Raw genomic sequence first — 23,487 nt, 5'->3', positions numbered from 1 at the left:
ATTACAAAAACTCGACACTAAAAAATCGGGTTGTAAGCAACCCTCAACACGAACCATTCGACATTCTGCACTCTGCATTCGACACTAAAACTCGACACTAAAAAAATTACTACTTATAAAATGATAGAAACCCACGCACATATTTACGACGAAACATTTAACGACGACCGCGAAGCCATGCTCGAACGGGCGTTTCAGGCAGGTATTCAGCAAATATGGATGCCCAACTGCGACCACACGACCATCGACGGCATGATGGCCTTGGCCGACCAATACCCCAACGTGTGTTTGCCCATGATGGGCCTGCACCCCACCTACGTCAAAGAAGATTTTCAGCAAGAATTATACATCGTTGAAGAATGGCTTAACAAAGCGCAGGAAAGCCCATCCGCCCAAAAATTCGTCGCTATTGGCGAAATAGGCATGGATTTGTATTGGGATAAAACCTTTGTCGAACAACAAAAAGAGGCCTTTTTGGTACAGTGCGACCTCGCCCTCAAACACAACCTCTGGATTGACATTCACAGCCGCAGCGCGTTTTGGGAAGTGGTGGAATTGATTGAAAAAGTGGCCAATCCGCAGCTAAAAGGTATTTTTCACTGTTTTACGGGCACGTTGGAAGAAGCCCAAAAAGCCATCGAACTCGGCTTTAAGCTAGGAGTTGGAGGTGTTGCGACCTTCAAAAACGGCGGCCTCGACAAAGTACTCCCTTACATCGGCCTTGAGCACATCGTCTTGGAAACCGACTGCCCGTACCTTGCGCCCGTACCTTACCGAGGCAAGCGCAACGAAGTCGCCTACATCCCGCTCATTGCGCAGCGCGTCGCGGATTTGATGCAGGTAAGCGTAGAGAATATCGCCCAACAAACCACCGAAAATGCGCTTCTATTGCGCTAAATGCACCTCACCCCCTAAATTCATCAACTCATCATTCGCTATCATGTTTTCTTATAAAACCGTCACCATCAATCCAGTGTTGCCCAATCGCCCTCGGGCGTCAGTATTGGTTATTTATACGGGGGGAACCCTCGGAATGGTCTATGAAAAAGGGCAACTTGTCCCCTTCGATTTTGAACAGATTTTGGACCGACTCCCCGAAATCAAACGCCTCGATTTTGAGATAACTTTTACCAGCTTGGAGCAAATCATGGACTCCTCCAACATGCGCCCCGACGTGTGGGTGGAGCTTGGTCAATTGATTCGGCGCAACTACGATTTTTACGACAGTTTTGTGATTTTACACGGCACCGACACCATGGCCTACACCGCTTCGGCGCTGAGTTTTATGCTCCAAAACCTCCAAAAACCCGTGATTTTGACGGGTGCGCAGTTGCCCATCGGAGTGGCCCGCACCGACGCCCGCGAAAACATCATTACGGCTTTGGAAATTGCAGCGGCGCAGCAAGACGGCAAACCGATTGTCCCCGAAGTCTGCATATATTTTCAGAATGTGCTCCTCCGTGGCAACCGCGCCAAAAAGAAAGAAACCTCGCAGTTCAACGCCTTTCGTTCCGACAACTACGTGCCCTTGGCCGAGGTGGGCGTAACGATCGAATACAACTTCCCCTACATTGCCACACCCACCGACGGCAGTGTTTTTGAACTACGCCCTACGCTCGACGAAAACGTGGCGATTCTCAAGCTGTTCCCAGGCATTACCCCCAATGTAGTACGCTCCATTTTGGAGATTAAAGACCTGAAAGGAGTGGTGTTGGAAACCTTCGGTGCGGGCAATGCCCCTACCCTCCCGTGGTTTTTGCAGGAACTCAAAGACGCCACCGACCGAGGTGTGGTGATTATGAACGTATCGCAGTGCGACGGCGGGCGCGTAATGCAAGGGCGCTACCAAACCAGTACGTGGTTTGACAAGATTGGCGTAATTAGCGGTGCCGACATCACCACCGAAGCCGCCATTACCAAGATGATGTGGGTGTTTGGCCAAGAAACCGACCCTGAACGCATCAAAACCCTCCTCGCCCAGCCTATTGTGGGCGAAATGACGGTTTGGTAGTGGAGATTGGGGGGCACGGCCTCCCTTTTTTTGCTTGGTACTTTTTTAAAAAAAAATTAGGCAGTTAGTTTTTGAAGCAACTAATCTTTGGTATATGTTTACAAAGCGCCATACGCATCTACTTTTAGTCTCTCATGCTTTTAATAAGTGCTGGGTTGAGCACTGCAAAGAGCATTGTTTTGACCATGACGCAGACGAACTTTAGGGATTTTTGGAGAAATGGTAGCTATATACAATACAAAAAGTACGACATATAAAGTACAATAAAATCTTGGTATAGTTAAAATAAATACAAAAAAATACTGCAAAACTTTCGTATATTTGGGAGTTATGCGTAAGTTTAGAAAGACACCCAAATCGACAAAAGAACCGTTTAAAATTGTAAATTTGCCGAACTAACAAACAAAGACTTCTTGAAAGTAGAACAGAACATATCAAAACTTAAATACCTGCTGACATTGTACAAAATGACAGCAGAAGACTTGCTATTGTCTGTAAGTGAAGGACTTAAGAAACCATTAACCAAAGAGGATATTTTATCTAACGAGATAAACGTTAGTCACTTAAAACGGATAGACAAGGTTTTTAATAAAGGACTTCACTATTATTTAGACCCTAAATCTCCCGAAGTTTCAAAAGATGCTAGCATTTTCTTTAGAAAAAATAAGTTTGGGACAGAACTTAATATTGGTGCAAAGAAAATTGTAAACCAATTTGAAGAATTTAAAATATCCCTTTCAGCGATTTCAAAATTAGCTGAGATAAATATTGACAGGTCTTTGCCAGTTTTTTCAGTGCAAGACGACCCCAAAGTTGTTGCAACTAAAATCCGTAAAGAGTTATACCCTGATTTTAACCCTATTCCAAAAGAGTTCCTACGAGCATTGATTTCAAAATTTGCCGAAAAAAATATTTTGGTTTTCGAGTTTGTAGAAACTTGGAATAAAAAAGAGAAAGCAAATATTGACGGCTTTTTTCTTGCACCAAATGTAATTGTTCTTAAGCGACAACAGTCATCTTTCAGAAGAGAGATTTTCACTCTTATACACGAGTTAGGACACTACTTGCTAAACGAAGAAGAAATTGAAGAACTTGACATTTCAAACTTCGCAAATAACAAACTTTCAGCCATAGAAAGATGGTGCAATGACTTTGCATACTATTTCTTAGCAGGAGAATACAATAAAGCATTTGAACAAATTGACAAAGCTGACGGAACAAACGACTATCACTTTGAACTGATTGAAAGCATTTCAAAGCATACACATTTAAGTCAGATTGCACTTTTTACAAAACTGCTATTTCAGAGAAAAATTTCTCAAAACAACTACAACACAATAAAAGCAGACTTTGACGAACAATACAGATTGCGTCAAGAAGAAGAAAAGAAACAAAGAGAGCTTGACAAATTGCAAGGTATTCAAAAAGGTGGCTCAACACCAAAGCCAATTAATTCGCCATTGCTCATTTCAACCATTCAGACAGCTTTCTATGAAGGGGTAATAAACGAATATGATGTTTGTAAGACTCTGAATATTTCACCTGATAAACTAGAAAAGTATTTGCAATGAAAGTAGTAATCGACACAAACTCACTCTTGTCGTTGGTTCGTTACTACTTGCCATTTGACAAAAAAGCTGTTCTATTTCAATTCATTAAATCAAAAATCGAGAACGGGGACATTATAATAATTGATAAGGTTCTCGAAGAATGTACATACAATTCAAAAGGGCTTGTTCTTTCCAAACTACCGTATCTAACCGACAAAGCTTTTTTGAAGGCTTCAAAAGTTCCTTATAAAACTGACAGCTTGCTTGTTCCAAATACAAGACAGTTCTTTCACCAGTTGAATACTGTATTCGTGAACGCACCAATTAGAAGAAAGATTACAGAAGTAGAGTTTGAAAATCAAAAAAGCTCATTCATTGAAAGTGCTGATATGAAACAAGTAATCTTGTCCATGAATTTAAAAAATCAAGGTGAGCAGGTAATTATAGTAACAGAAGAAACTGAAAGTAGTAACGACAACAAACTTTTCAAAAAGATACCTGCAATTTGCAAAGAATTAGAAATTGAAACTATGACTTTGCCCGAATTAATTGCAAAATATGACGGTATCGACATTGACTTCCAATAGAAAACCTACGCACAACACGGGTTTTGCGTCAGGCGGGGTGACGTGCAAACTTGGAGCTTTGTGCTTCTATTCAAGTTTAGTGCTGGTTGACAGTTTTGTACTCCGAAACCCGCCCGAACGCAAAGCCCGAAACCGTTGTGCGTCATTTTAAAAGACACTGCAATGACAGAAAAGATTTATAAAATATTGCTTAACGACAAATTGTTTGGGACGACAAAATTAGAATTTAGCGACCCACCAATGGGTGTTGTATTTGGACAAATAGACTTTGCTGAAAAAAATATTGGGTATGACTTTATTAAATAATATTGTACCAACAATTTAAATTCAAACAGATTACCCTAAAGACAAATTAATTTCGACAGGACAAATTGCAAGTCTCAAAGTTTATAATACTGAAAATCTCGAACTTGTTGGAATAGGAAATAGTATTGAAGGAATGGACTCCGATAATTATACAATAACTATTCTTGGGTTGGACAGTGAAATTTACGAAAAGGAATTTCCAGAACACATTGCTGAATATGAACAGAAATTCAATAGTTAGAGATGAACAGAAATAATCAGAAAGACCCCCTTTACAGAAAGGTAAATACAAAAGCTCGAAACGTTCATCACAATTTCGGTGGCGACTTTAAATATTCAAGGTACAAGAAAAAGGAGACTTTGGAACAAACCAAAGGAACAATGTATGGCAAAAAAGAAAGGGGTTTGGATTATACACCTCTTTTTAGATTTTTACTATCAAAAGTTGGTTCAAATTGGAATGAAATATTTAGCGAAGCAAAATCAAGGTTAGACAAAACAGAGCCCATATTTTGGTTAGTTGCATTAGATGAGAATGACAAGGAAGACTTCGTAAGACTTGGAGAAGCAACATATTATTCAGGACTTTACGTTGACAATGACGGGGTTTTACAATTATCAAATCCTAAATTAGAAGTAACAGGCTTGAAACATTATTGTGAATGTTGTACACATACACTTAATGGACGAGTATATTGAAATGAAAAAAAAACGAACGGACAACATCGGTTTGGCAATATGGCGGCTGAAGTGCTTCTATGAAACATTTGTGCAAGGTTCAACGGTAGTAATTCTATTGAACTTTTGTGCTAAAAATCCGCCACTGCGCCAAGCTGACGACAACTGTTAAAGGTGAAATCATTTAAATATATAGAAAATATGCCGATAATAAATTGTAACGGAATAAATATTTACTTTGAAACCCACGGAGAAGGAATGCCTTTGGTTTTAATTAGCGGACTTGGTGGCGATCATTTTTTTTGGCAATCGAGTTTGGATTTTTTATCTGCCAAATTTCAAGTTATTACTTTAGACACAAGAGGAATTGGACAAACAGACACCCCCAAAGAGGATTATAGCATTGAACTTTTTGCAGACGACATAATTGCGTTATTGAATGAACTAAAAATTGAAAAGGCTAACATCTTAGGATTTTCAATGGGTGGAAATATTGCTTTAACATTATCTTTAAACTATCCAGAAAGAGTTGGCAAGCTAATAATCGCTGCATCAAATGCCGTAATGAATGCTCGAATACGACTATTTGTTGATTCAGTTTTAGATGTTTACGAAAGTGGGATTAGTTCTAAGCAAATGTTTAACCTTATATGTCCGTGGCTTTTTTCGACTTCCTTTTTAAGTAATCCGAAAAATGCAGTGTTTCTTGAATATGATGAAAACGACCCGTATCAACAGCCATTATTTGCGTGGAAAAATCAATACTTGGCACAAAGAAAATATAATGTTGTTGACCATATTTTTAAAATTAAGTCACCAACATTAATACTAAATGGAGAGTGTGACCCATTTGCAACTTTAGCAGACGCAAAAATATTGAGCGATAAAATTGAAAATTCAGTTATACAAATTATACCGCAATCAGGACATCTGATAAATTATGAAAACCCTGAATTATTTCACAAATATATTTTGGACTTTTTGAATGAATAGCCAGCCAGCCGCTAATAACTAAGGTTTCGTGGTGGCTGAAAGCCAAGCGATGAAATCCCGAAAGCCTTCGGGATTGAACGAAACTTGGGCGGGCGGCTAGCCTAGCGGTGAGTGCTCACCAAACCCTTTTTCTTTTGTTATGGAGTTATCGTCGAGCGAGCAACTATACTGAGAGCGGGTTTTGGCCCGCTTTTTTCTTTTATAGCTGCTTATCCGACTAGCGTGTTATTTTTAAGTCCATCACACTTCTTTTTTGTCATGCTAAATTTTAAGGGTAAATTGGACTCAAAATCAACCCTTTTGGCAAAATATAGCTACCGAAGGTTTTTTGCAAGTTGGGCAGACGGAATGCTATTTACCAATCTACGCAAAGCCCTGTTCGTTACCTGCAAGCATTTACCAACCGTTATGGACAGACAAAACCCTCTAATCCAACAATTAAAAAAGTACGGACCAATGAGTCCTGAAGCAGAAAAGGACATCGAGCAAAAAATCAATAGAATTGTCAAAAAAAAGAATGATCACTTCTTGAAACAAGGGCAATTATTGACCAGCTATTTTGTGGTTCATAAAGGCGTGTTCAGAGCTTACATCTATCGAAATGACAAAGAAGTAAATGTTTGGTTTGGGCAAGAAAATCAAATATTTGGTGCGATAATGCCAATGTATGCAAGCAAACCTTCGCCTGAAAATATTCAGTTTTTAGAAGATTCGGAAGTGTATGCAATCGCGTTTAATGATTTAGAAAAATTGTACAAACTGCATCCCGAACTCAACCTTATTGGCAGAAAAATCGCAGAAGAACTATGCGTTGTTCTTGAAGACCGAATTACATCATTACTCACAGAGAGTGCCGCAGAACGCTATCAGTCGCTCATCAAAGAGCATCCCAATTTAATCAATAGGATAAACCTTGGGCACATTGCATCCTATGTTGGTGTGACGCAAGAAACCTTGAGCCGAATAAGAAAAAGCTAAACGATTTTGATGTACATCAAAAAAATGAGTTTCAATAAATCTGAACTTTGCATCATTAAATAAATACAATTATGCAAAGCGAAAAATTAGAAAATCAAAGTCGTATCAACAAAGCCATTGTTTACGAAGGTTATGGTGCTAAGCCCAACGAAACTAAGTTTGTGCGTGATAGCGAGTCTGGGCGGTTGACCATTGTCGCCATAGGCGGTTTGCCCGAAATTATTTCAACAGCCATAGCACTAGCAGACGAAGGTGCAGAGCTGATAGAGCTTTGTGGCTACATCTCACCAGTTTGGAGAGCAAAAGTGCAAGAAGCCGTTGGCCATCGGACAAAAGTGAGTTCCGTAACTTTTGGCTACGAATCGCTGGTTTTGGCAGCCGCTTACAGCCAATCCTTTCAGGAAGGCAATCCACTTCCCGAGGCTTTTATTATTTTAGAGCGTGGCAGCAATCCCGTGCAAGACCGCTTCGAAAAGTCCTATCATCCACAACATACTACTTTTATTCCTGTACCAGATGAAGCTACGGCAGCATCAATTGCGGTAGAATTGGTCAATGAAGGTTTTGGACTGATTGAACTATACGGCGGCTTCACTACCGCTGGTGCAGCCAAAGTAATTGAAGCCGTGGACGGTCGTGTGCCAGTAGGTGTGGGAAGTTTTACTTTGGAAGACACCAATTTGTATAATTCTTAATCAACATAAAAAAATAGGACGTGAAAAGTAAGAATTCAAGACCTGTTTGGTTGCATTTGGGATAAAAGTAAACTGATGATATGAAATATTTATTTTTAGCATTGGCAATTTGCCTAGAAGTTTTAGGAACAAGTTTTTTGGCAAAGTCGAATGGATTTACAAAGCTAACACCCAGCATTGTAACAGTCATTGCATTTAGTGCTTGTTTCTTCTTTTTCTCTCAGGCTTTAAAATCCATTCCCTTGGGTGTTGCTTATGCCATTTGGGCAGGATTGGGAATTGTTTTAACGGCGACTGTTTCGGTTATTATTTTTAAACAAAAACTAGATGCGGCTGCAATTTTGGGGATGTTGTTGATAATTGTCGGCGTTGTGGTCATCAATCTTTTTTCAAAATCAACAGGGCATTAATCACCTTCTCAACCTGTGGATAGTAAAATAGTAAGCTTTTAATTATGCTTGCCACCAATAACTAAGGTTTTGTGGCAGCTAAAAGCCAAGCGAAAAAACCAGAAAGCCTTCGGGATTGAACGAAACTCGGGCGGGCGTCTAGCCTAGCGGCGAGTGCCCACCAAACCCTTTTTTCTTTTATTATGGAGTTATGGTCGAGCTGGCAACTGCACTGAGAGCGGGTTTTGACCCGCTTTTTTCTTTTATGGCTGTTTATCCGACTAGCGTGTTATTTTTAAGTCCATCACACTTCTTTTTTGTCATGCTAAATTTTAAGGGTAAATTAGACTCAAAATCAACCATTTTGGCAAAATATAGCTACCGAAGGTTTTGTGCAAGTTGGGGCTTCGTGCTTCTATGAAAGTGAAGTGCTAAATTCAAGCTTTGTGCATTTAATGAAGTTTAGTGCTAAAAATCCCCGCCTTCGCAAAGCAGCCAACCGTTAGCTGTAATGGCAAACCAACCGTTCCAATTCAACTTTTGAACTTTTCAACAAAACAACTTTGGACTTTTCAACAAAATACGTATTGAAAATTATGCTGACATTTGCAGTATAATTAATACAAAATGGAAAACAAAGAAATAGTTTTAGTTACAGGAGGTTCGGGGTTTATTGCCACCTATTGCATTATAGCGTTGTTACACAATGGTTATAAAGTAAGGGCAAGTTTACGTTCTTTAAAAAAATCTGAATTGGTAAAAGAAATGCTCAAAAGAGGTGGCATTAATTCCTTTGAAGATTTATCTTTTGTGGAAGCAGAGCTATCCAACGAACAAAGCTGGGAAAAAGCTGCAGAAGGTTGTCGATATGTTATTCATACGGCTTCACCAACCCCTAATACAGATGCTAAATCGGAAGATGATTTTGTAACACCAGCCGTAAATGGCGTTTTGTTTGTGCTTCGTGCGGCTAAAAAGGCAGGAGTTAAACGTGTTGTGCTCACTTCTGCATTTGGTGCTGTGGGTTATGGCACAATTAAAAACACGGCTTATACAGAAGAAGATTGGACAGTGATTAACGACACTGTTGCACCCTATCAACGTTCTAAAACCATTTCTGAAAAAGCGGCTTGGGAATTTATCAAAAATGAAGGCGATGGAATGGAACTTTCCGTTGTCAATCCGACTGGTGTTTTGGGTCCCATTTTATCAGATGACTATTCACATTCTATCCAAACCATCAAACAAATGTTGAAAGGCGAAATGCGTGGTTGTCCGAAATTGGTATTTGGCTATGTAGATGTGCGTGATGTGGCTGAATTACATTTTAAAGCAATGACAATGCCACAAGCCAACGGACAACGATTTATAGCCGTGGCAGGTGATGCGATTTCAATTTTAGATACGGCAAATATTTTGAGAAAGAATTTGGGCGACAAAGCCAGTAAAGTTCCCACCAAAGAAATACCTAATTGGTTGGTAAAACTATTTGCCAAATTCAATCCGAAAGTGCAAATGATTGTTCCTCATTTAGGATTAGTAAAAAAAGCCAGTAATGAGAAAGCAAAAAGTCTTTTGGGATGGAAACCCAGAACTACTCAAGAAGCCGTTTTGGCCACAGCAGAAAGTTTAATAAAATTGAAACAAATTTAACCTATGAAAATAATACTCACAGGTGCAACAGGCTTGGTAGGCGATGGTGTGCTATTGGTTTGTTTGGAAAACCCAATGATTACAGAAGTTCTATCTATCAGCAGAAAACCATTGGCAAGGAAACACGAGAAGTTAAAAGAATTGATTGTAAAAGATTTTTCGGAAATAAAAAATCATAGCGAACTGCTTAAAAATTATGAAGGTTGCTTCTTTTGTGCTGGAGCAAGTTCTATCGGAGAAACGGAAGAAAGTTTTACTAAAAAAACCTACGATTTTGTAGTGCCATTTGCCCAATCACTTTCAGAAATAAATTTAAACATCACATTCATCTACGTTTCAGGAAACCGTACCGATAGTAGCGAACAAGGAAAAGTAATGTGGGCGAGAGTGAAAGGTAGAACCGAAAATGCAGTAGCAAAATTGCCTTTTAAAGCAGTTTATAATTTCCGCCCAGGATTTATGAAACCTGTAAAAGGACAGCATAATGTAAGAACCATATATAAAGTGTTTGATATTTTTTCGCCTTTGTTCTATTTATTTTCACCCAACTGGATTTGTAAAATGGAGGAAGTAGGACAAGCGATGATTCATTGTGTAATCCGCGGCTATAAAAAAACTATTTTGGAAGTGTCGGACATCAAAAAACAGGCAAAATGACAAAGTATTCCGAAATAAAATCCTGTACTATCGGTCCAGCAATTTCAGCAGAACAATTTATACCCGAACACTTCTTTTTGTTTTTGGCAAAAGGAAAAATGGACGGTTATGATGGAAGCAAAAACATAGCATTGAAAGACGGCGAATGTTGCATTGTTCGCAGGTACAGATTGGCTCGCTACAACAAGCAAAAGGAAAATGATACTTTTGAAAAAGTAATCATCATTTTTGACCAACCTTTTTTGAAATCGTTTCTACAAAAATACAAGACAACGCTGCAATACTTTCGTTCAACAGAGGCTTTCATAAAACTAAAAAAAGATGAAAAGATTGTCAATTATTTGCTTACTTTAAATACCTATTTTACTTCTTCAGGTAAAATAGACCCAATATTTTGCGATTTGAAACGGGAAGAGCTATTACTAATCATCCTACAACAGCAACCTGAATTATCAGGATTATTTTTCGACTTTTCATTACCAGGAAAAATAAACCTTGAAGAGTTTATGAACCGTAATTTTAGATTTAATGTAAGTTTAGAACGGTTTGCTTGTATGACGGGAAGAAGTATTTCGGCATTCAAAAGAGATTTTAAAGAAATATTTAAAGAAACGCCTAACCGCTGGTTGGTACAAAAAAGATTGGAAGAAGCACATTTTTTATTGCAAAAAAGTGGTAAAACTCCCTCTGAAATTTTTATGGATTTGGGCTTTGAAGACCTTTCTCATTTTTCTTTTGCATTCAAAAAGAAATTCGGCAAATCACCCTCTGAAATAGAAAAAATTAATTGAACATAAAATATTTAAAATTAAAATAATGACAAACGACAAAGTATGGTTTATAACAGGAGCTTCCAAGGGGCTTGGGCTTGTATTAGCAAAACGACTATTAACAGAAGGATATAAAGTGGCTGCTACATCACGCAACGTGCAAGAATTGCAAAAAACTATTGGCATACAAAACAATTTTTTACCACTCGAAGTAAATATTACCAATGAAACATCTGTGAAAGATGCCATCGTTGCAACAATAGAAAAGTTTGGAAGTATAGATGCCGTAGTGAATAATGCGGGCTATGGGTTATTAGGTTCTTTGGAAGAATTATCGATAGATGAAATCAAAAAGGAGTTTGATGTCAATGTATTCGCAACCATCAATGTGATACGCCAGGTATTACCCCAACTTCGCAAACAAAAGTCTGGACACATCTTCAATGTTACCTCAATCGCAGGCTGGAAGGGAGATACAGGTGTATCGGTTTACAACAGTTCCAAATATGCTGTTGAAGGTTTAACCGACGCATTGGCTGGCGAATTGCAACCATTAGGGATAAAAATAACTGCTATTGCACCTGGACCATTCCGTACCAATTTTTTGGGAGAAGGTTCTGCTGTGTATGCACAACAAAGCATAGGAGACTACGAACATATTCACAAAATAAAAGAATGGCTCGACAAAAACCAACACGGCAAACAGTTAGGCGACCCAGAAAAAGCACCCGATGTTTTCATTCGTATTTTTAAAGATGAAAATCCGCCCACACACATCATTATGGGAAGTGATGGCGTGCGAGTTGTAAATAATCATTTAACCAAATTACAAACCGAAATAGAGCGTTGGAAACGGTTGAGTATTTCTACTGATTTTATTGAATAAAACGAGTTGATCATATAGTCACTACCGCTAATAACTAAGCATTCGTGGTGGCCGTAGGCCAAGCCATGAAATCCCGAAAGCCTTCAGGATTGAACGAAAACTTGGGCGGGCAGCCAGCCTAGCGGTGAGTACTCACCAAACCCTTTTGTTTTATTATGGAGTTATGGTCGAGCTGGCAACTGCACTGAGAGCGGGTTTTGACCCGCTTTTTTCTTTTATGGCTGTTTATCCGACTAGCGTGTTATTTTTAAGTCCATCACACTTCTTTTTTGTCATGATAAATTTTAAGGGTAAATTGGACTCAAAATCAACCCTTTTGGCAAAATATAGCTACCGAAGGTTTTGTGCAAGTTGGGCAGACGGAATGCTATTTACCAATCTACGCAAAGCCCTGTTCGTTACCTGCAAGCATTTACCAACCGTTATGAACAGACAAAACCCTCTAATCCAACAATTAAAAAAGTACGGACCAATGAGTCCCGAAGCGGAAAAAAGCATCGAACAAAAAATCAATAGAATTGTCAAAAAAAAGAATGACCACTTCTTGAAACAAGGGCAACTATTGACCAGTTATTTTGTGGTTCATAAAGGCGTGTTCAGAGCTTACTGGGGTGATCCTCAAATGACGGACACTTTACTTTGCATATTTAGTAATTGATTTTGGTTAAAGATTTCTTCAAATTTCTCCGGACTTTGGTAACCCAAAGATGAGTGTCTTCGCTTAAGATTATTATAGACTTCAATGTAGCGGCCCGCCGCCTCGGTCAAATAACTCTGTTTTAGCATCTTCCAAGCTATCAAAAGCCCCCTTTTCTAACATTTCACGCTTGATAGTGGCCCAAATTGACGGGGCCGCCCGCGCGGTCCGCATAAGCGTTTTCATAAACAGACTTCTTGCCTGCCATACTTTGCTTAAAAAAATGTTTGTCAACGAGTTGTTAGAATTTAGCTCCAAAATACTGACCGCCTCTGTCAGAATGGAGCGTAAGCTCCGAGGATGGTCTGTGACGATCTATTCCATTTTTTAGTGCTATCGTCACTAGTTCCTGTGTCATAGTTACATCTAGGTGCCACCCTACAATTCTACGCGTATACAACCGCGGTGGCGGGCCACTCCATCCATGTCGCGAAATAAGCCCATTTCCCGTCTTTGAGAGGTATGTACGTTATATCGGATACCCATACTTGATTCGGTTTGATACACTCAAAATCAGCTTTCAATAGATTAGGACAGGCCATCAGTCCATGCCTACTTTGAGTAGTTTTTGGAACAAAACTACGTGGCTGAATAGCTTTTAATCCTTGGGCTTTGAGTAGCTTACGAATACCATGACGACCTATTCTGTAGCCAATAGCCTGCATTTCTGCTCGCAAGCGTCGTGAGCCGTACCGTCTTCGGTGTTCTTGAAATACTCGCCGCATTTCGTCACTTACGCCAGTGTCTGTTAGCTCTTGATGTGTCTTGTCTTTTATATATTCGTAGTAACTGCTCTTGGTGACATTCAACACTTTACAGACTACTCTAACTAAATAATTAGCAGTCTCACGCCTAATAAAATCGTATCTTTCAACTATCCCGACTTGGCAAAAATCGCTGTGGCCGCGCGGCGGTCCGATTTTTTTAGGATGTCACGCTCCATTGCGGCTTGATTCAATTGCTGTCGCAATTGTGCAACTTCTTTTTCCAAATCAGACACACGATTGATATCATGATTATCCATCTTCTCTTTCCATTGGTAGATAATACCTTCACTAATCCCAAGTTCCCGAGCTACTGAGGCAACGCTCTGTCCACCATGTACTTTCTCTAATACTTGTTGCTTAAAGTTTTGATCGTACTTACGACCGCGTTTACTAGAAATAACTTTGTAGAGTTACGCATTTCGAGTGTCCGTCCAAACAAATCCACTCCACAACTCATTGGCACAGTATTGTACCCCCCTTTTGTTTGTCGAAATCTATTCCCATGATGCAAAGTTGATCATCATAAATTATAAATTCAATACCCAAAATTCAGTCATGCTAAAAGTGAACAACCTGATGATTGGTAAGAATTTATTGAAGATAGTATACACATCTTCAACAATCAAACCCTCTAAAAGTCGATTTTATCCAATTCAACTGCTAAATTTGCAAATCAGTTGACCTACACTCAGGACATTATTCAAAATTTAAAGCGGTTATCCACCAATTTTTAGCTTTTGGCCAACCCTGATAAACGTAGGTTAGTACATGCGATACTTTAATATCTTCTAATGAAGCACACAATTCTGGTTACTGGAGGGGCAGGGTTTATCGGGAGTCGGTTGGTAAGAATGCTGTCTGAAAATGGCTTTCAAGTCGTTGTGATTGATAATTTGACCAGTAATCTTCCATTTGTCCAGTTACCAAATGTTGTCAATTATAACCTCGACGTTCGGGATGCCACGGCCCTAGATGAAATTATTGGAACCCACAAACCTTACTGTATTGTGCATCTGGCGGCCATTCATCACGTTCCCACTTGTGAAATTGAACGCAATTATGCGCTTGAGGTCAACGTCATCGGCACCGAAAATCTCTTGCTTTGCATGGAGAAATACCAGGTTTCTAAATTGGTGTTTGCGTCCACAGGTGCGGTCTATTCACCCGACTTCCCCATCTTGAATGAGGATGAAACGCCTGTTGATCCGTTTGATAATTACTCTTTGTCGAAATTTACGAATGAGAAACAGATTCGATTCTATCAGCAGCGGACCGAAGCCGATGTTTGCATTGCACGTTTGTTTAACACTATTGGCGCCAATGACCCAAATGCCCATTTGATTCCCGATATTTTACGGCAAATTGACCCCGAAGAAAGCAATGCGATTGTCAAGCTTGGAAACATAAAAAGCCGTCGAGATTATATTCACGTAGAAGATACGGCCAATTTGCTCATGTTGATGGCCACCTCTGCTCCCAAAAAAGGGTTGAAAGTCTATAACGTTTGTACATCAGTCGAATATTCAGTTGAGGAAATTGTCGAAAAAATTGGGGTGTTGATGAACAAACCCATCTCAATCGAGATAGACCCTGAGAAGATTAGAAAATACGACCGAATTAGCCAAATTGGTAATAATCAAAAAGTATTGACGGAGTTTAATACCCAACTATTTTTCACCATCGAAGATGCGCTGAAAGATATTTTGGCAAAAATGTACGACTTCCAAACCTAGTTGTCAAAATAAAGATAGAATGGAGTTAGCGAATCGAACACGCATCGGAATATTGTTTACCTACTTTGCTGCCGACTGGATTGGAGGTCATTATTACCTTATCAACATCATCAATTCGTTGAACAGCCTTCCCGACGCGCGCCGCCCTCATATTTTTGTCTTTTATGATCATAAAGTCGAAAGTTCGCTCGCCCTTATCTCCTACCCTTACGTTACCTACGTTTATCATAAAGCTCCCGCCAACAATTACTTCAATTATTTAAAATCGTGGCTTTCTCGTAAAAACTTTTTCATTGGGGATATTATCGAAAAATACCAACTCAAAGGTATTTATCCACTCATGGATTTTCCACTGGGGAAACCCGCGCTGTCAAGTAAGGTTGTTTCATGGTTCCCCGATTTTCAACACCGATTTTATCCCGAATATTTTTCCAAAATCAATATTTTTTTTCGCGAGCTCCGCGTAAAACGCTTGCTAAAACGAACTCATGCGCTGGTATTGTCAAGCCAAGATGCTTACAATCACCTCAAACGATTTTACGACGTTCCCGCCAGCCTGCCCGTTCATATTTTGCGATTTGTTTCGCAAGTTGAGCGTCCGAAGCATTTGTCATTTGACGAAATCACGGAGCTTTACCAAGTTCCAAAACGCTATTTTATTGTTTCTAATCAATTCTATATCCATAAAAATCATTGGGTTGTACTGAAAGCCCTTGAGCAGCTCAAGCAACGTCGAAACGACTTTATCGTTGTTTTTACGGGAAAAGAAGAAGATTATAAAGTCACCAATTTTGTACAAGGGCTCAAAGATTTTGTTACCGAAAAAGGGCTGTCAGACTACGTTCGTTTTCTTGGAGTTATTCCTCGGACACATCAGCTTTACTTAATGAGTCAATCTATTGCGGTGGTTCAGCCAAGCAAATTTGAAGGTTGGAGTACCGTTGTAGAAGATGCAAAAACGCTCCAAGTTCAGTTAATTTTGTCGGACATTGATGTTCATCAAGAACAAATGCAAGAACGTGGCTTTTATTTTTCTCCCGATGATGTTGACGGATTAATCGCTTTAATGGAAGGATTTTTGGACAATACCATTGCGCCAAAACCTACCTTTGATGATTTTGAACAACGTATTTCAACATTTGCGAATACCTTTGTAAAAATCTTTCAAGATTAACTCTTAGATTCGCTTTTTTATCGCCTAAGCTCTTGTATCAATGCCGTTATTCAATTTTCGTAAACTTCTCAACTACCTCATTGTTGGCTTTCCGTTTGCGATACTTTTGGGCTGGTTTTATTTAAAGGTATATCAATTTCAGTACCTAAATGAAAATTTCGTTGATGGACTGATCGCCCTCCAATTGAGCCGTGGCTGGTTGGAAGGACGACCCATTTTGTTTGATACCTACTACGGTTCTCACTGGCTTCACCACAATTATTACTTTATACTCTTGACAGGCTTTGTCACCAAGTTTACGGGGCTTTACGGCTTGTTTCTTATCTACTTAGGACTTTTAGCTACTTTTTTCCTCAAATTTTACCGTAGTATTCGCAGCAGAGACTGGCTTAATGACTGGTTTATTATCATTCTTTTTGGCGTAGGACCACTTGCCTATCATGTATATTTGGACAACTATGGCTGGCATCCTGAACAATACTTTTTACCCCTTTTAGGGCTTTTTTCACTCAGTCTCGCCCGACGTAAATGGATAGAGGTTGCTTTTTGGGGGTTATTGGTTCTTTCGATCAAAGAGACTGCGGTGGTTTTGCTCTGTGGCGTGACGCTGTTTGCTTCGGTGTTATCAAATCTTCTTCAACATCCGACCCAAAAATGGACTCGTTATTTTTTTAACCGAAACAACTATCTAATCGTTGGAATTTCAATCGTTGTTTTTGCCGCAGGAATGTGGTGGTTATCATACCTCAATGGCCCTCACCCTAGTCGATTGGGTCAAGCTATTTTGCTAATTCAGGAAAAAGCATCCCTCTCAATGACGGTCGTTTATATCGGTTTAGTTGCTTTTTTTTCAAGTGTATCTTTGGCAGCTGCTTGTTTACTTTTCATTCCTTGGTGGCGGGTTATTCCCCAGCAGAGAGTTATCATCGGCGTTTTTTTAGGGTTTTGCTTTGTATTACTCACCGTTTTTTTCGTGGAAGGCATGTTGTATTTTCCCGACCCTAACATGAGTATTCGCTACCCTGCACGCGTCGGAAGCTGGTGGGCATTTATGATGAGTTGTTATGTTTTTATGACTGATCGCCTAGTAGAAGCCAATCTCCAACCTCATTCCAATCAACGCCAATGGTTGCTTTGGGCGGGGCTTTTACAGTTTTTTATCACCCCGATGGCCGTAAGCAATGACTTATCGATTCACGGTCAGATGTTTAGTATCAAAAAGAATTTCTTGTTTATTCACAATAATCGACTCGGTACAAAACCCTATGCACAAAGCCCCGCAAAAGTACTGTACGAATTGGCCCAAAAACTCCCCAAAGGCTGCGAAATTGTATGCCCCGCTGAGTACGTAGGAATTTTTCAAAATGTATATGCCAACGAATGGAGTTATGATTTGCGCATTTTGACGCGACCATATTTGTATATTTACGAGAAAAAAGACCTTAAAACGAACAAAAAATACATTTTCCCCAAAAAAGAGGGTTATACGACCGTACCGCACCCTCAATTTTTGATTTTAGCAGACGCTGTATGGTACAATCAACACTACAAATGAGTGGCGAAGAACGCGAGAAGTGGATACGACAAAATCGTTACTATTATACCTGCCTCATTCAATATCTTCGATTTTTCATTCCTTCCAATGCCTCTATTTTAGAAATAGGCTGTGGTACGGGGTATTTGCTTGAAAAGCTCCAACCAAGCCGTGGCGTTGGTATTGACTCCTCGAAAGATATGATTGAATACGCCCGCCAACACCGTGGCCAGCACGACTATTTTCACATGGATGCCGAAGCACTTGAACTTGCCGAAACCTTTGACTATGTGATTATTAGCGACACTATTGGGTACTTTGGCGATGTGCAAAAAGTCTTCCAGGAAGTCCAAAAAGTATGCTCTCCCCAAACCCGAGTTATCATTAGTTACACCAACTTTTTCTGGTTACCGCTCCTACGTTTTGCCGAAATTATTGGGCTCAAAATGCCCCAAAAACGTCAAAATTGGCTTGATATTAGCGACATAGCCAACTTATTGACCTTGGCAAATTTTGACGTTGTTCGGCAAACAAAAAAAATAATTTTCCCTCGATATATTCCTTTGGTGTCGTGGTTTTTGAACAAATACGTTGGCAATTTACCCTTGTTTAACTTCTTTGGATTGGTCACATTCTTAGTCGCTCGAAGTGTCAAAAAACCGCTCAAAGCCGCCGAAGAGATGACCGTAAGCGTGGTCATTCCTGCCCGAAATGAAAAGGGGAACATCGAAGCCCTCGTACAACGTACACCCAAGATGGGGAAGGAAACCGAAATAATCTTCGTAGAAGGCAATTCGACCGACGATACTTGGGGGGAAATTCAACGTATTTGCCAAAAATATAAAGACCAAGTACCCCTAAAATGGATTCAACAAGAAGGGAAAGGCAAAGGGGATGCCGTAAGAAAAGGATACAGCATAGCTACGGGCGACATTTTGATGATTTTGGATGCCGACATGACTGTTCCACCCGAAGATTTACCCAAATTTTTTGAAGCAATTGCTACGGGCAAAGGTGAATATATTAACGGTACGCGACTGGTATATCCGATGGAAAAAGAAGCCATGCGAACCCTCAACTTGCTGGGCAACAAGTTTTTTAGCATTGCTTTTTCTTGGTTATTGGGTCAACGTTTGAAGGATACGCTCTGTGGTACGAAAGTGATGACGCGCGAAAATTACCTCAAGCTTGCGGCCAACCGTTCTTATTTTGGTGATTTTGACCCGTTTGGCGACTTTGACCTGATTTTTGGAGCAGCAAAACTCAACCTCAAATTTATAGAAGTTCCCATCCGTTATCGGGCACGAACCTATGGCGAAACCAATATTTCTCGCTTCAAACACGGATGGCTGTTACTCAAAATGACGTTTTTTGCCCTTAATAAAATCAAATTTCTGTAACGGCACATGACTTGGCACGAAACCATTGAATACATCCAGAAAAACCCCGAATTTGCCGAGATTGTAGCCAACACTTACATTCTCCCCGAATTGAAAACAAATGTGGAACGGTTTCGCCAAAGTGCTGAGTTTCAAGAAACATTGCGCTTAATTCGGCATTATTGCCCTATTCCTAACCCATATCTTTTAGACATCGGCGCTGGCAATGGCATCGCAAGTATTGCTTTTGCGTTGGAAGGTTTTCGGGTCGTAGCCCTTGAGCCCGACCCAAGTCAAATGGTGGGAAGTGGAGCTATCAAAACTTTGGTGGCTATATATGGTCTATCCAATGTACAAATTGTCGAAGCATTTGGAGAAAAGCTGCCTTTTGATGACCACACTTTTGACCTCGTTTATGGTCGTCAAGTGATGCACCATGCCCATCATTTACCCAAATTTGTAGCAGAAGCAGCGCGGGTACTCTTGCCCAAAGGGCTGCTTTTCACAACCCGTGATCACGTCATTAAAGACGAATACGATAAGCAAATTTTCCTAAAAAAACACCCTTTACATGGTTTTTACGGAGGTGAAAATGCCTTCCGTCTGGCCGAATACCGAGACGCTTTTCTAAAGGCATCCATGCAAATTTTGGAAGATTTGAGTCCTTCTCAGTCGGTCATCAACTATGATCCTTGGAATAAAAAGCGCCTTGCCGACCTTATTGGCAACAAAATAGGTCGTACTTTTGCTAACCAACAATGGCTTGTCGATATTGGTTGGCGAGCATTGATGTTCCGACAAGAACGCTTGTCAGGTAAATTGTACAGTTTTATCGCGCAAAAAGAATAAATCCTCCATGCCCTCCTTTCTGTACCTTGAGCATTACTTTTTTTTGAGCAACTTTTTGGTTGGACTGGCTTTTTTTGGGGCGGTTTATGGCTGGGGGGTAGCCTTTTTAGATTTGTTTCGGTTTTATTTCCCTACTCCATTAAAACAAGTAATTGCAGCCATTTTAGGCTTTTTAGTTCTAAGCCTTGTTATTCAGCTTCTTGCTTTTGGTTTTTGGCTAACTCCTCTTTCAATCAACGTACTGTATGGGATGCTCGCGGCAGGTCTTGCATATTCAGTAAGTCGCTTTAGTTTTTATTTGAAAACGGCCAAAATCACCTTTTCAACCCCGAAATTGATTTTAGCTGGCGTTGGTTTCGTTTGTCTATTACCCATTTTCATATACGCCTTGTTGCCTTCTACCAAAATTGACGAACTGTTTTATCATCAGTTAGTTGCGCAGCGAATTGTAATGGATGGCGGGCTTATTTTTTATCGCCAACCTTGGGAAGCCGCAATTCCGCCGCATCTTATTTACAATTTTTCGCAAGTTCCGCTTGTCAGTCTTGTGTTTACCGATGCTCCTAATGTGGTAAGTTTTTGCTTTTTGGGATTATTTCTCTGGTCAATATACCAATGGATGCGTCAAGCAGGAACACCTGTGTTTTGGATAAGCGTAGGTTTATCTTTGTCTTGCTTAGGCATGTATCGCTTGGTTTTTACCTCCGCAGGAAGCCATCATTTTGGAGATTTAGCCGCATTTACTGCCTTTTATCTCACGCTCAATTTCACTCAGCTTTCCAAAACATTGTCAGTTAAAAGCCTTCTTAGCGGAATTGGTTTACTTTTACCCGCTATTTTGGGCGCAAAAATGTCACTTGCACCTTATGCAGCGTTGGTTGGTTTAGCAGCAATCTTTGAGTTGTATCAACAAAACCAATTTTCTGTTCGGAATCTGCTGTTACTCCTCTGGCCAACACTTGTATTTTACCTACCTATCGTCGTCTGGACTTATGCGCAAACCCATTCACCTTTCGGTTTAATTTTTTCTCAACACTTCGATACACTACTCATAGACAAGCACTTACTTGCGTCAACCTTACAAGCGGAAGTTGTTAATACTCCTACTTTTTTAGAACATACCCAAACGGCACTGCTGCACTTTCCATACCTTGTTTTGGGTTCATTTATTGTGTTTGGCTGGAGCAATTACCCTTGGCGTGATAAAATCAAGATGTACCTCATTGCCATTTTATTTTTATTAATTTTGTACAAATTTGACTTACTTTACAGCCCACGTTTTTGGGGGAATTTACCGTTGTGTTTTTTCATAGCAACCCTACTTTGTCTGCCAAAATGGGCTACAAAATCAACAAACCTTTATCTTAAAGCAGGTTTAATTTTTGTAGCTGTCCTTCCCTACCTTGGCATGACGTACTTGTATTTATACAATTTACGGCCTTTCCCATTTACCACAAAGCAGCGTACGCATTTTTACCGCCGTTTTTTGCCCTTATATGACGACTTTCGGGCGCTTGACAACATCCTCCCTAAAAATGCGTGTTTATACACCCAAGAAAGAATAAACCTTGTCCATGCTCCTCGTCGTATCTTTCGCGATAGCCTTGATATCTGCGATTGTCCATCGGTTTATGCGCTAGAATTTAGAAATAAACCATTGTCATTTCCACTTTCGATACAACACAACAACTACCGCGCCGACAAAATCATATACCAAAACCCAACATCTGTCATTTCCACATACCGAACCCCAAATAAAAAGCCCAAAACAGAGCACCTGACGGTATATGAACTACGGCCATAAAATAAGCAAAGTATACACTGCGCCCATAAAGTTAGAGTACTTTATTGAATAACGAATTTATTGGTTTTTTTTATTTTGTATTGGTTTTTGACTGATTTTTATTCCCTTCAATACCTGTTCAGGCGTTTAATAATTCAATGCTTGGTGAAAACGCCGACAATTATAAAACTCGAAGTATGCTTGCAAGCCTGCTTCCAACTGCCATCAATCTTGATACGCTTTCAGGTAAATATCCCGCAGAGGCGGCCGCTCATATTTTACACTTCGCCAAAGCCACTCAACAAATATGTTATCTAGAGCCCGCCTTTGCAGTCCATTGAAATGCGAATGTTTTGGCTTAGCAACACGTTCGTAAAATCATCTGAGTAAATTGACCGCCTTGATCAGTGTTAAAAATTTCGGGTTGAGGATAATTGGACAAAGCCTTGCGCAACACCTGACAACACCATTCTGCATTCATTGTGTTGGAAATAGACCAATTTACTGAAGCTGTTTAAACTTTTGTTTTTTATTGATTTTTTGTAACTGTTTAGGTAGCCCATTGAAAAGGGCCTTGTAGAACAGATTCGATGTTTTGAATGATATTCCGATTCATTTTTCGGATTGTAGAAATAAAGCCCGTGATACGGGCATAGGCAGTCGCTCCACCCATACTACGGAAGCAATTACTGATTTTTTGTTGCATCGGCGCTCCGATTTACCTTAGCGGCTCTCAAGTCGCGCTCGGCTTGGTTATTTGTGAAACGTACACCTACCTGACTCGAACCGGGTCGCCGGTGCGAGCAAATGCAAGCACGGCCTCTTGATGAAGAATCAAGCGCTGTAATAAGTTACGCCCCGTCGTTTTTTGGCTCTTCCCAAGCGACCATTCGATTTGATGAAGTAGATAGGGGGATGTTCTTCTTGGTCGGCCTGTTGGTAAATTTGTTGGTAGCGACTTCGCCAGTGAGCCTGTTGGTCAGCAGAAATCGGGCCTTGGCGAGTGCTTCGATAGGCTTCCATTAAGTACTTGTGCATAGTTTTCGCCCACTGACGTCCTTGGTCAATGAGGGCTTGCAATTCTCGTAATAAATGTGCTCCACAGAGGCTGTGTCGCCCTTTACCCACCGTAAAATAAGAGGCTCTTCCGCATGGCCTTTAGGTTTTTGAGCTGGTAAGATTCCAAGATTTTGGTAGCTTGCTGTCAAAAGAAAACCAGAGCAGGCTACCCTATCGCTGGGCAAGGTTGATGACCTATGCGGGGCGCCCCGTGGCGGCCGATTTAGGACCTGCTCTGTCTCTACTTGTAGAGCAGCTCGAATAGAAATTTGGGACTCCAGGCCCATTAGCAAGCGGGGCGCCCCGTGGCGTATTGAGTGAATAACAAGTAGATTTTATAAACCTCTAAATTACAACTA

At 40.2% G+C, this 23,487-nt stretch carries 25 protein-coding genes and 1 pseudogene; 21 read left to right on the top strand and 5 right to left on the bottom strand.

What is annotated here, in order from left to right; genetic code table 11:
* The first annotated feature begins 120 nt into the window (after positions 1 to 120).
* The 15 genes from AC23P2_RS23620 to AC23P2_RS23550 all read left to right on the top strand — a co-directional run bounded on the left by AC23P2_RS23620 (position 121) and on the right by AC23P2_RS23550 (position 12,811).
* Positions 121 to 897, top strand: coding sequence for a TatD family hydrolase (locus AC23P2_RS23620; RefSeq protein WP_487775493.1), 777 nt, complete (start codon positions 121 to 123; stop codon positions 895 to 897).
* A gap of 43 nt (positions 898 to 940) precedes the next feature.
* Positions 941 to 2,011: an asparaginase gene (locus AC23P2_RS23615; RefSeq protein ID WP_487775492.1), complete on the top strand. Its 1,071-nt coding sequence runs from the start codon at positions 941 to 943 to the stop codon at positions 2,009 to 2,011.
* Between the two features lie 467 nt (positions 2,012 to 2,478).
* Positions 2,479 to 3,582: an ImmA/IrrE family metallo-endopeptidase gene (locus tag AC23P2_RS23610; RefSeq protein ID WP_487775491.1), complete on the top strand. Its 1,104-nt coding sequence runs from the start codon at positions 2,479 to 2,481 to the stop codon at positions 3,580 to 3,582.
* A complete protein-coding gene (locus AC23P2_RS23605; RefSeq protein WP_487775490.1) occupies positions 3,579 to 4,148 on the top strand; it encodes a DUF4411 family protein in 570 nt (189 codons plus the stop codon). Before AC23P2_RS23610 ends, AC23P2_RS23605 begins: the two co-directional genes overlap by 4 nt.
* A 162-nt stretch (positions 4,149 to 4,310) precedes the next feature.
* Positions 4,311 to 4,454, top strand: coding sequence for a hypothetical protein (locus AC23P2_RS23600; RefSeq protein ID WP_487775489.1), 144 nt, complete (start codon positions 4,311 to 4,313; stop codon positions 4,452 to 4,454).
* A 243-nt stretch (positions 4,455 to 4,697) separates the two neighbouring features.
* On the top strand, positions 4,698 to 5,153 hold the full coding sequence (locus AC23P2_RS23595) for a hypothetical protein (protein WP_487775488.1): 456 nt from the start codon (positions 4,698 to 4,700) through the stop codon (positions 5,151 to 5,153).
* Positions 5,154 to 5,306: 153 nt separating this feature from the next.
* Entirely contained in the window at positions 5,307 to 6,125 is an 819-nt protein-coding gene (locus AC23P2_RS23590) for an alpha/beta fold hydrolase (protein ID WP_487775487.1), read from the top strand.
* Positions 6,126 to 6,236: 111 nt separating this feature from the next.
* A complete protein-coding gene (locus tag AC23P2_RS23585) occupies positions 6,237 to 7,103 on the top strand; it encodes a Crp/Fnr family transcriptional regulator (RefSeq protein WP_487775486.1) in 867 nt (288 codons plus the stop codon).
* Between the two features lie 71 nt (positions 7,104 to 7,174).
* A complete protein-coding gene (locus AC23P2_RS23580; RefSeq protein ID WP_487775485.1) occupies positions 7,175 to 7,798 on the top strand; it encodes a DUF6506 family protein in 624 nt (207 codons plus the stop codon).
* An 80-nt stretch (positions 7,799 to 7,878) separates the two neighbouring features.
* Positions 7,879 to 8,208, top strand: a complete 330-nt coding sequence (locus AC23P2_RS23575) for a DMT family transporter (protein WP_487775484.1) — start codon at positions 7,879 to 7,881, stop codon at positions 8,206 to 8,208.
* A 606-nt stretch (positions 8,209 to 8,814) separates the two neighbouring features.
* Positions 8,815 to 9,840 carry an SDR family oxidoreductase gene (locus tag AC23P2_RS23570; RefSeq protein WP_487775483.1) on the top strand — a complete coding sequence of 342 codons (1,026 nt, stop codon included), beginning with the start codon at positions 8,815 to 8,817 and terminating at the stop codon, positions 9,838 to 9,840.
* 3 nt (positions 9,841 to 9,843) lie between these two features.
* Positions 9,844 to 10,497 (top strand): Rossmann-fold NAD(P)-binding domain-containing protein, encoded by a 654-nt coding sequence (locus AC23P2_RS23565; RefSeq protein ID WP_487775482.1) that lies wholly within the window; start codon positions 9,844 to 9,846, stop codon positions 10,495 to 10,497.
* Complete coding sequence (locus tag AC23P2_RS23560) at positions 10,494 to 11,288, top strand: helix-turn-helix domain-containing protein (protein WP_487775481.1); 795 nt, start codon at positions 10,494 to 10,496, stop codon at positions 11,286 to 11,288. Before AC23P2_RS23565 ends, AC23P2_RS23560 begins: the two co-directional genes overlap by 4 nt.
* A 25-nt stretch (positions 11,289 to 11,313) precedes the next feature.
* Entirely contained in the window at positions 11,314 to 12,153 is an 840-nt protein-coding gene (locus AC23P2_RS23555) for an oxidoreductase (RefSeq protein ID WP_487775480.1), read from the top strand.
* Between the two features lie 124 nt (positions 12,154 to 12,277).
* Entirely contained in the window at positions 12,278 to 12,811 is a 534-nt protein-coding gene (locus tag AC23P2_RS23550) for a hypothetical protein (RefSeq protein ID WP_487775479.1), read from the top strand.
* Between the two features lie 425 nt (positions 12,812 to 13,236).
* Here the strand turns inward: AC23P2_RS23550 and AC23P2_RS23545 are convergent, their stop codons facing one another.
* Positions 13,237 to 13,575, bottom strand: a complete 339-nt coding sequence (locus AC23P2_RS23545) for an IS3 family transposase (RefSeq protein WP_487775478.1) — start codon at positions 13,573 to 13,575, stop codon at positions 13,237 to 13,239.
* Positions 13,576 to 13,724: 149 nt separating this feature from the next.
* Complete coding sequence (locus tag AC23P2_RS23540; RefSeq protein WP_487775571.1) at positions 13,725 to 14,015, bottom strand: transposase; 291 nt, start codon at positions 14,013 to 14,015, stop codon at positions 13,725 to 13,727.
* 393 nt (positions 14,016 to 14,408) lie between these two features.
* Between AC23P2_RS23540 and AC23P2_RS23535 the strand changes: the two genes are divergently transcribed.
* From AC23P2_RS23535 to AC23P2_RS23510, 6 genes are read left to right on the top strand one after another with little or no spacing between them, the layout of a single operon-like run.
* On the top strand, positions 14,409 to 15,350 hold the full coding sequence (locus AC23P2_RS23535) for an NAD-dependent epimerase/dehydratase family protein (protein ID WP_487775477.1): 942 nt from the start codon (positions 14,409 to 14,411) through the stop codon (positions 15,348 to 15,350).
* Between the two features lie 19 nt (positions 15,351 to 15,369).
* A complete protein-coding gene (locus tag AC23P2_RS23530) occupies positions 15,370 to 16,524 on the top strand; it encodes a glycosyltransferase family 4 protein (protein WP_487775476.1) in 1,155 nt (384 codons plus the stop codon).
* A gap of 40 nt (positions 16,525 to 16,564) precedes the next feature.
* Positions 16,565 to 18,079: a hypothetical protein gene (locus AC23P2_RS23525; protein ID WP_487775475.1), complete on the top strand. Its 1,515-nt coding sequence runs from the start codon at positions 16,565 to 16,567 to the stop codon at positions 18,077 to 18,079.
* A complete protein-coding gene (locus AC23P2_RS23520) occupies positions 18,055 to 19,458 on the top strand; it encodes a glycosyltransferase (RefSeq protein ID WP_487775474.1) in 1,404 nt (467 codons plus the stop codon). Before AC23P2_RS23525 ends, AC23P2_RS23520 begins: the two co-directional genes overlap by 25 nt.
* Positions 19,459 to 19,464: 6 nt before the next feature.
* On the top strand, positions 19,465 to 20,286 hold the full coding sequence (locus AC23P2_RS23515; RefSeq protein WP_487775473.1) for a class I SAM-dependent methyltransferase: 822 nt from the start codon (positions 19,465 to 19,467) through the stop codon (positions 20,284 to 20,286).
* Positions 20,287 to 20,293: 7 nt separating this feature from the next.
* Positions 20,294 to 22,090 carry a hypothetical protein gene (locus tag AC23P2_RS23510; protein WP_487775472.1) on the top strand — a complete coding sequence of 599 codons (1,797 nt, stop codon included), beginning with the start codon at positions 20,294 to 20,296 and terminating at the stop codon, positions 22,088 to 22,090.
* 129 nt (positions 22,091 to 22,219) lie between these two features.
* On the opposite strand, the pseudogene AC23P2_RS23505 reads toward AC23P2_RS23510, so the two are convergent.
* The 3 genes and pseudogenes from AC23P2_RS23505 to AC23P2_RS23495 all read right to left on the bottom strand — a co-directional run.
* A pseudogene (locus tag AC23P2_RS23505) lies at positions 22,220 to 22,574 on the bottom strand (transposase); the annotation flags it as partial.
* A gap of 45 nt (positions 22,575 to 22,619) precedes the next feature.
* Positions 22,620 to 22,775, bottom strand: a complete 156-nt coding sequence (locus tag AC23P2_RS23500) for a hypothetical protein (RefSeq protein WP_487775471.1) — start codon at positions 22,773 to 22,775, stop codon at positions 22,620 to 22,622.
* A gap of 128 nt (positions 22,776 to 22,903) precedes the next feature.
* Positions 22,904 to 23,197 (bottom strand): IS66 family transposase, encoded by a 294-nt coding sequence (locus AC23P2_RS23495; RefSeq protein WP_487775470.1) that lies wholly within the window; start codon positions 23,195 to 23,197, stop codon positions 22,904 to 22,906.
* Positions 23,198 to 23,487: the final 290 nt, after the last annotated feature.

The sequence above is a fragment of the Runella sp. R0.1_18 genome (assembly GCF_057652155.1).
The sequence above is the reverse complement of the archived record's forward strand: the minus strand, read 5'-3'. Positions and strand labels throughout refer to the sequence as shown.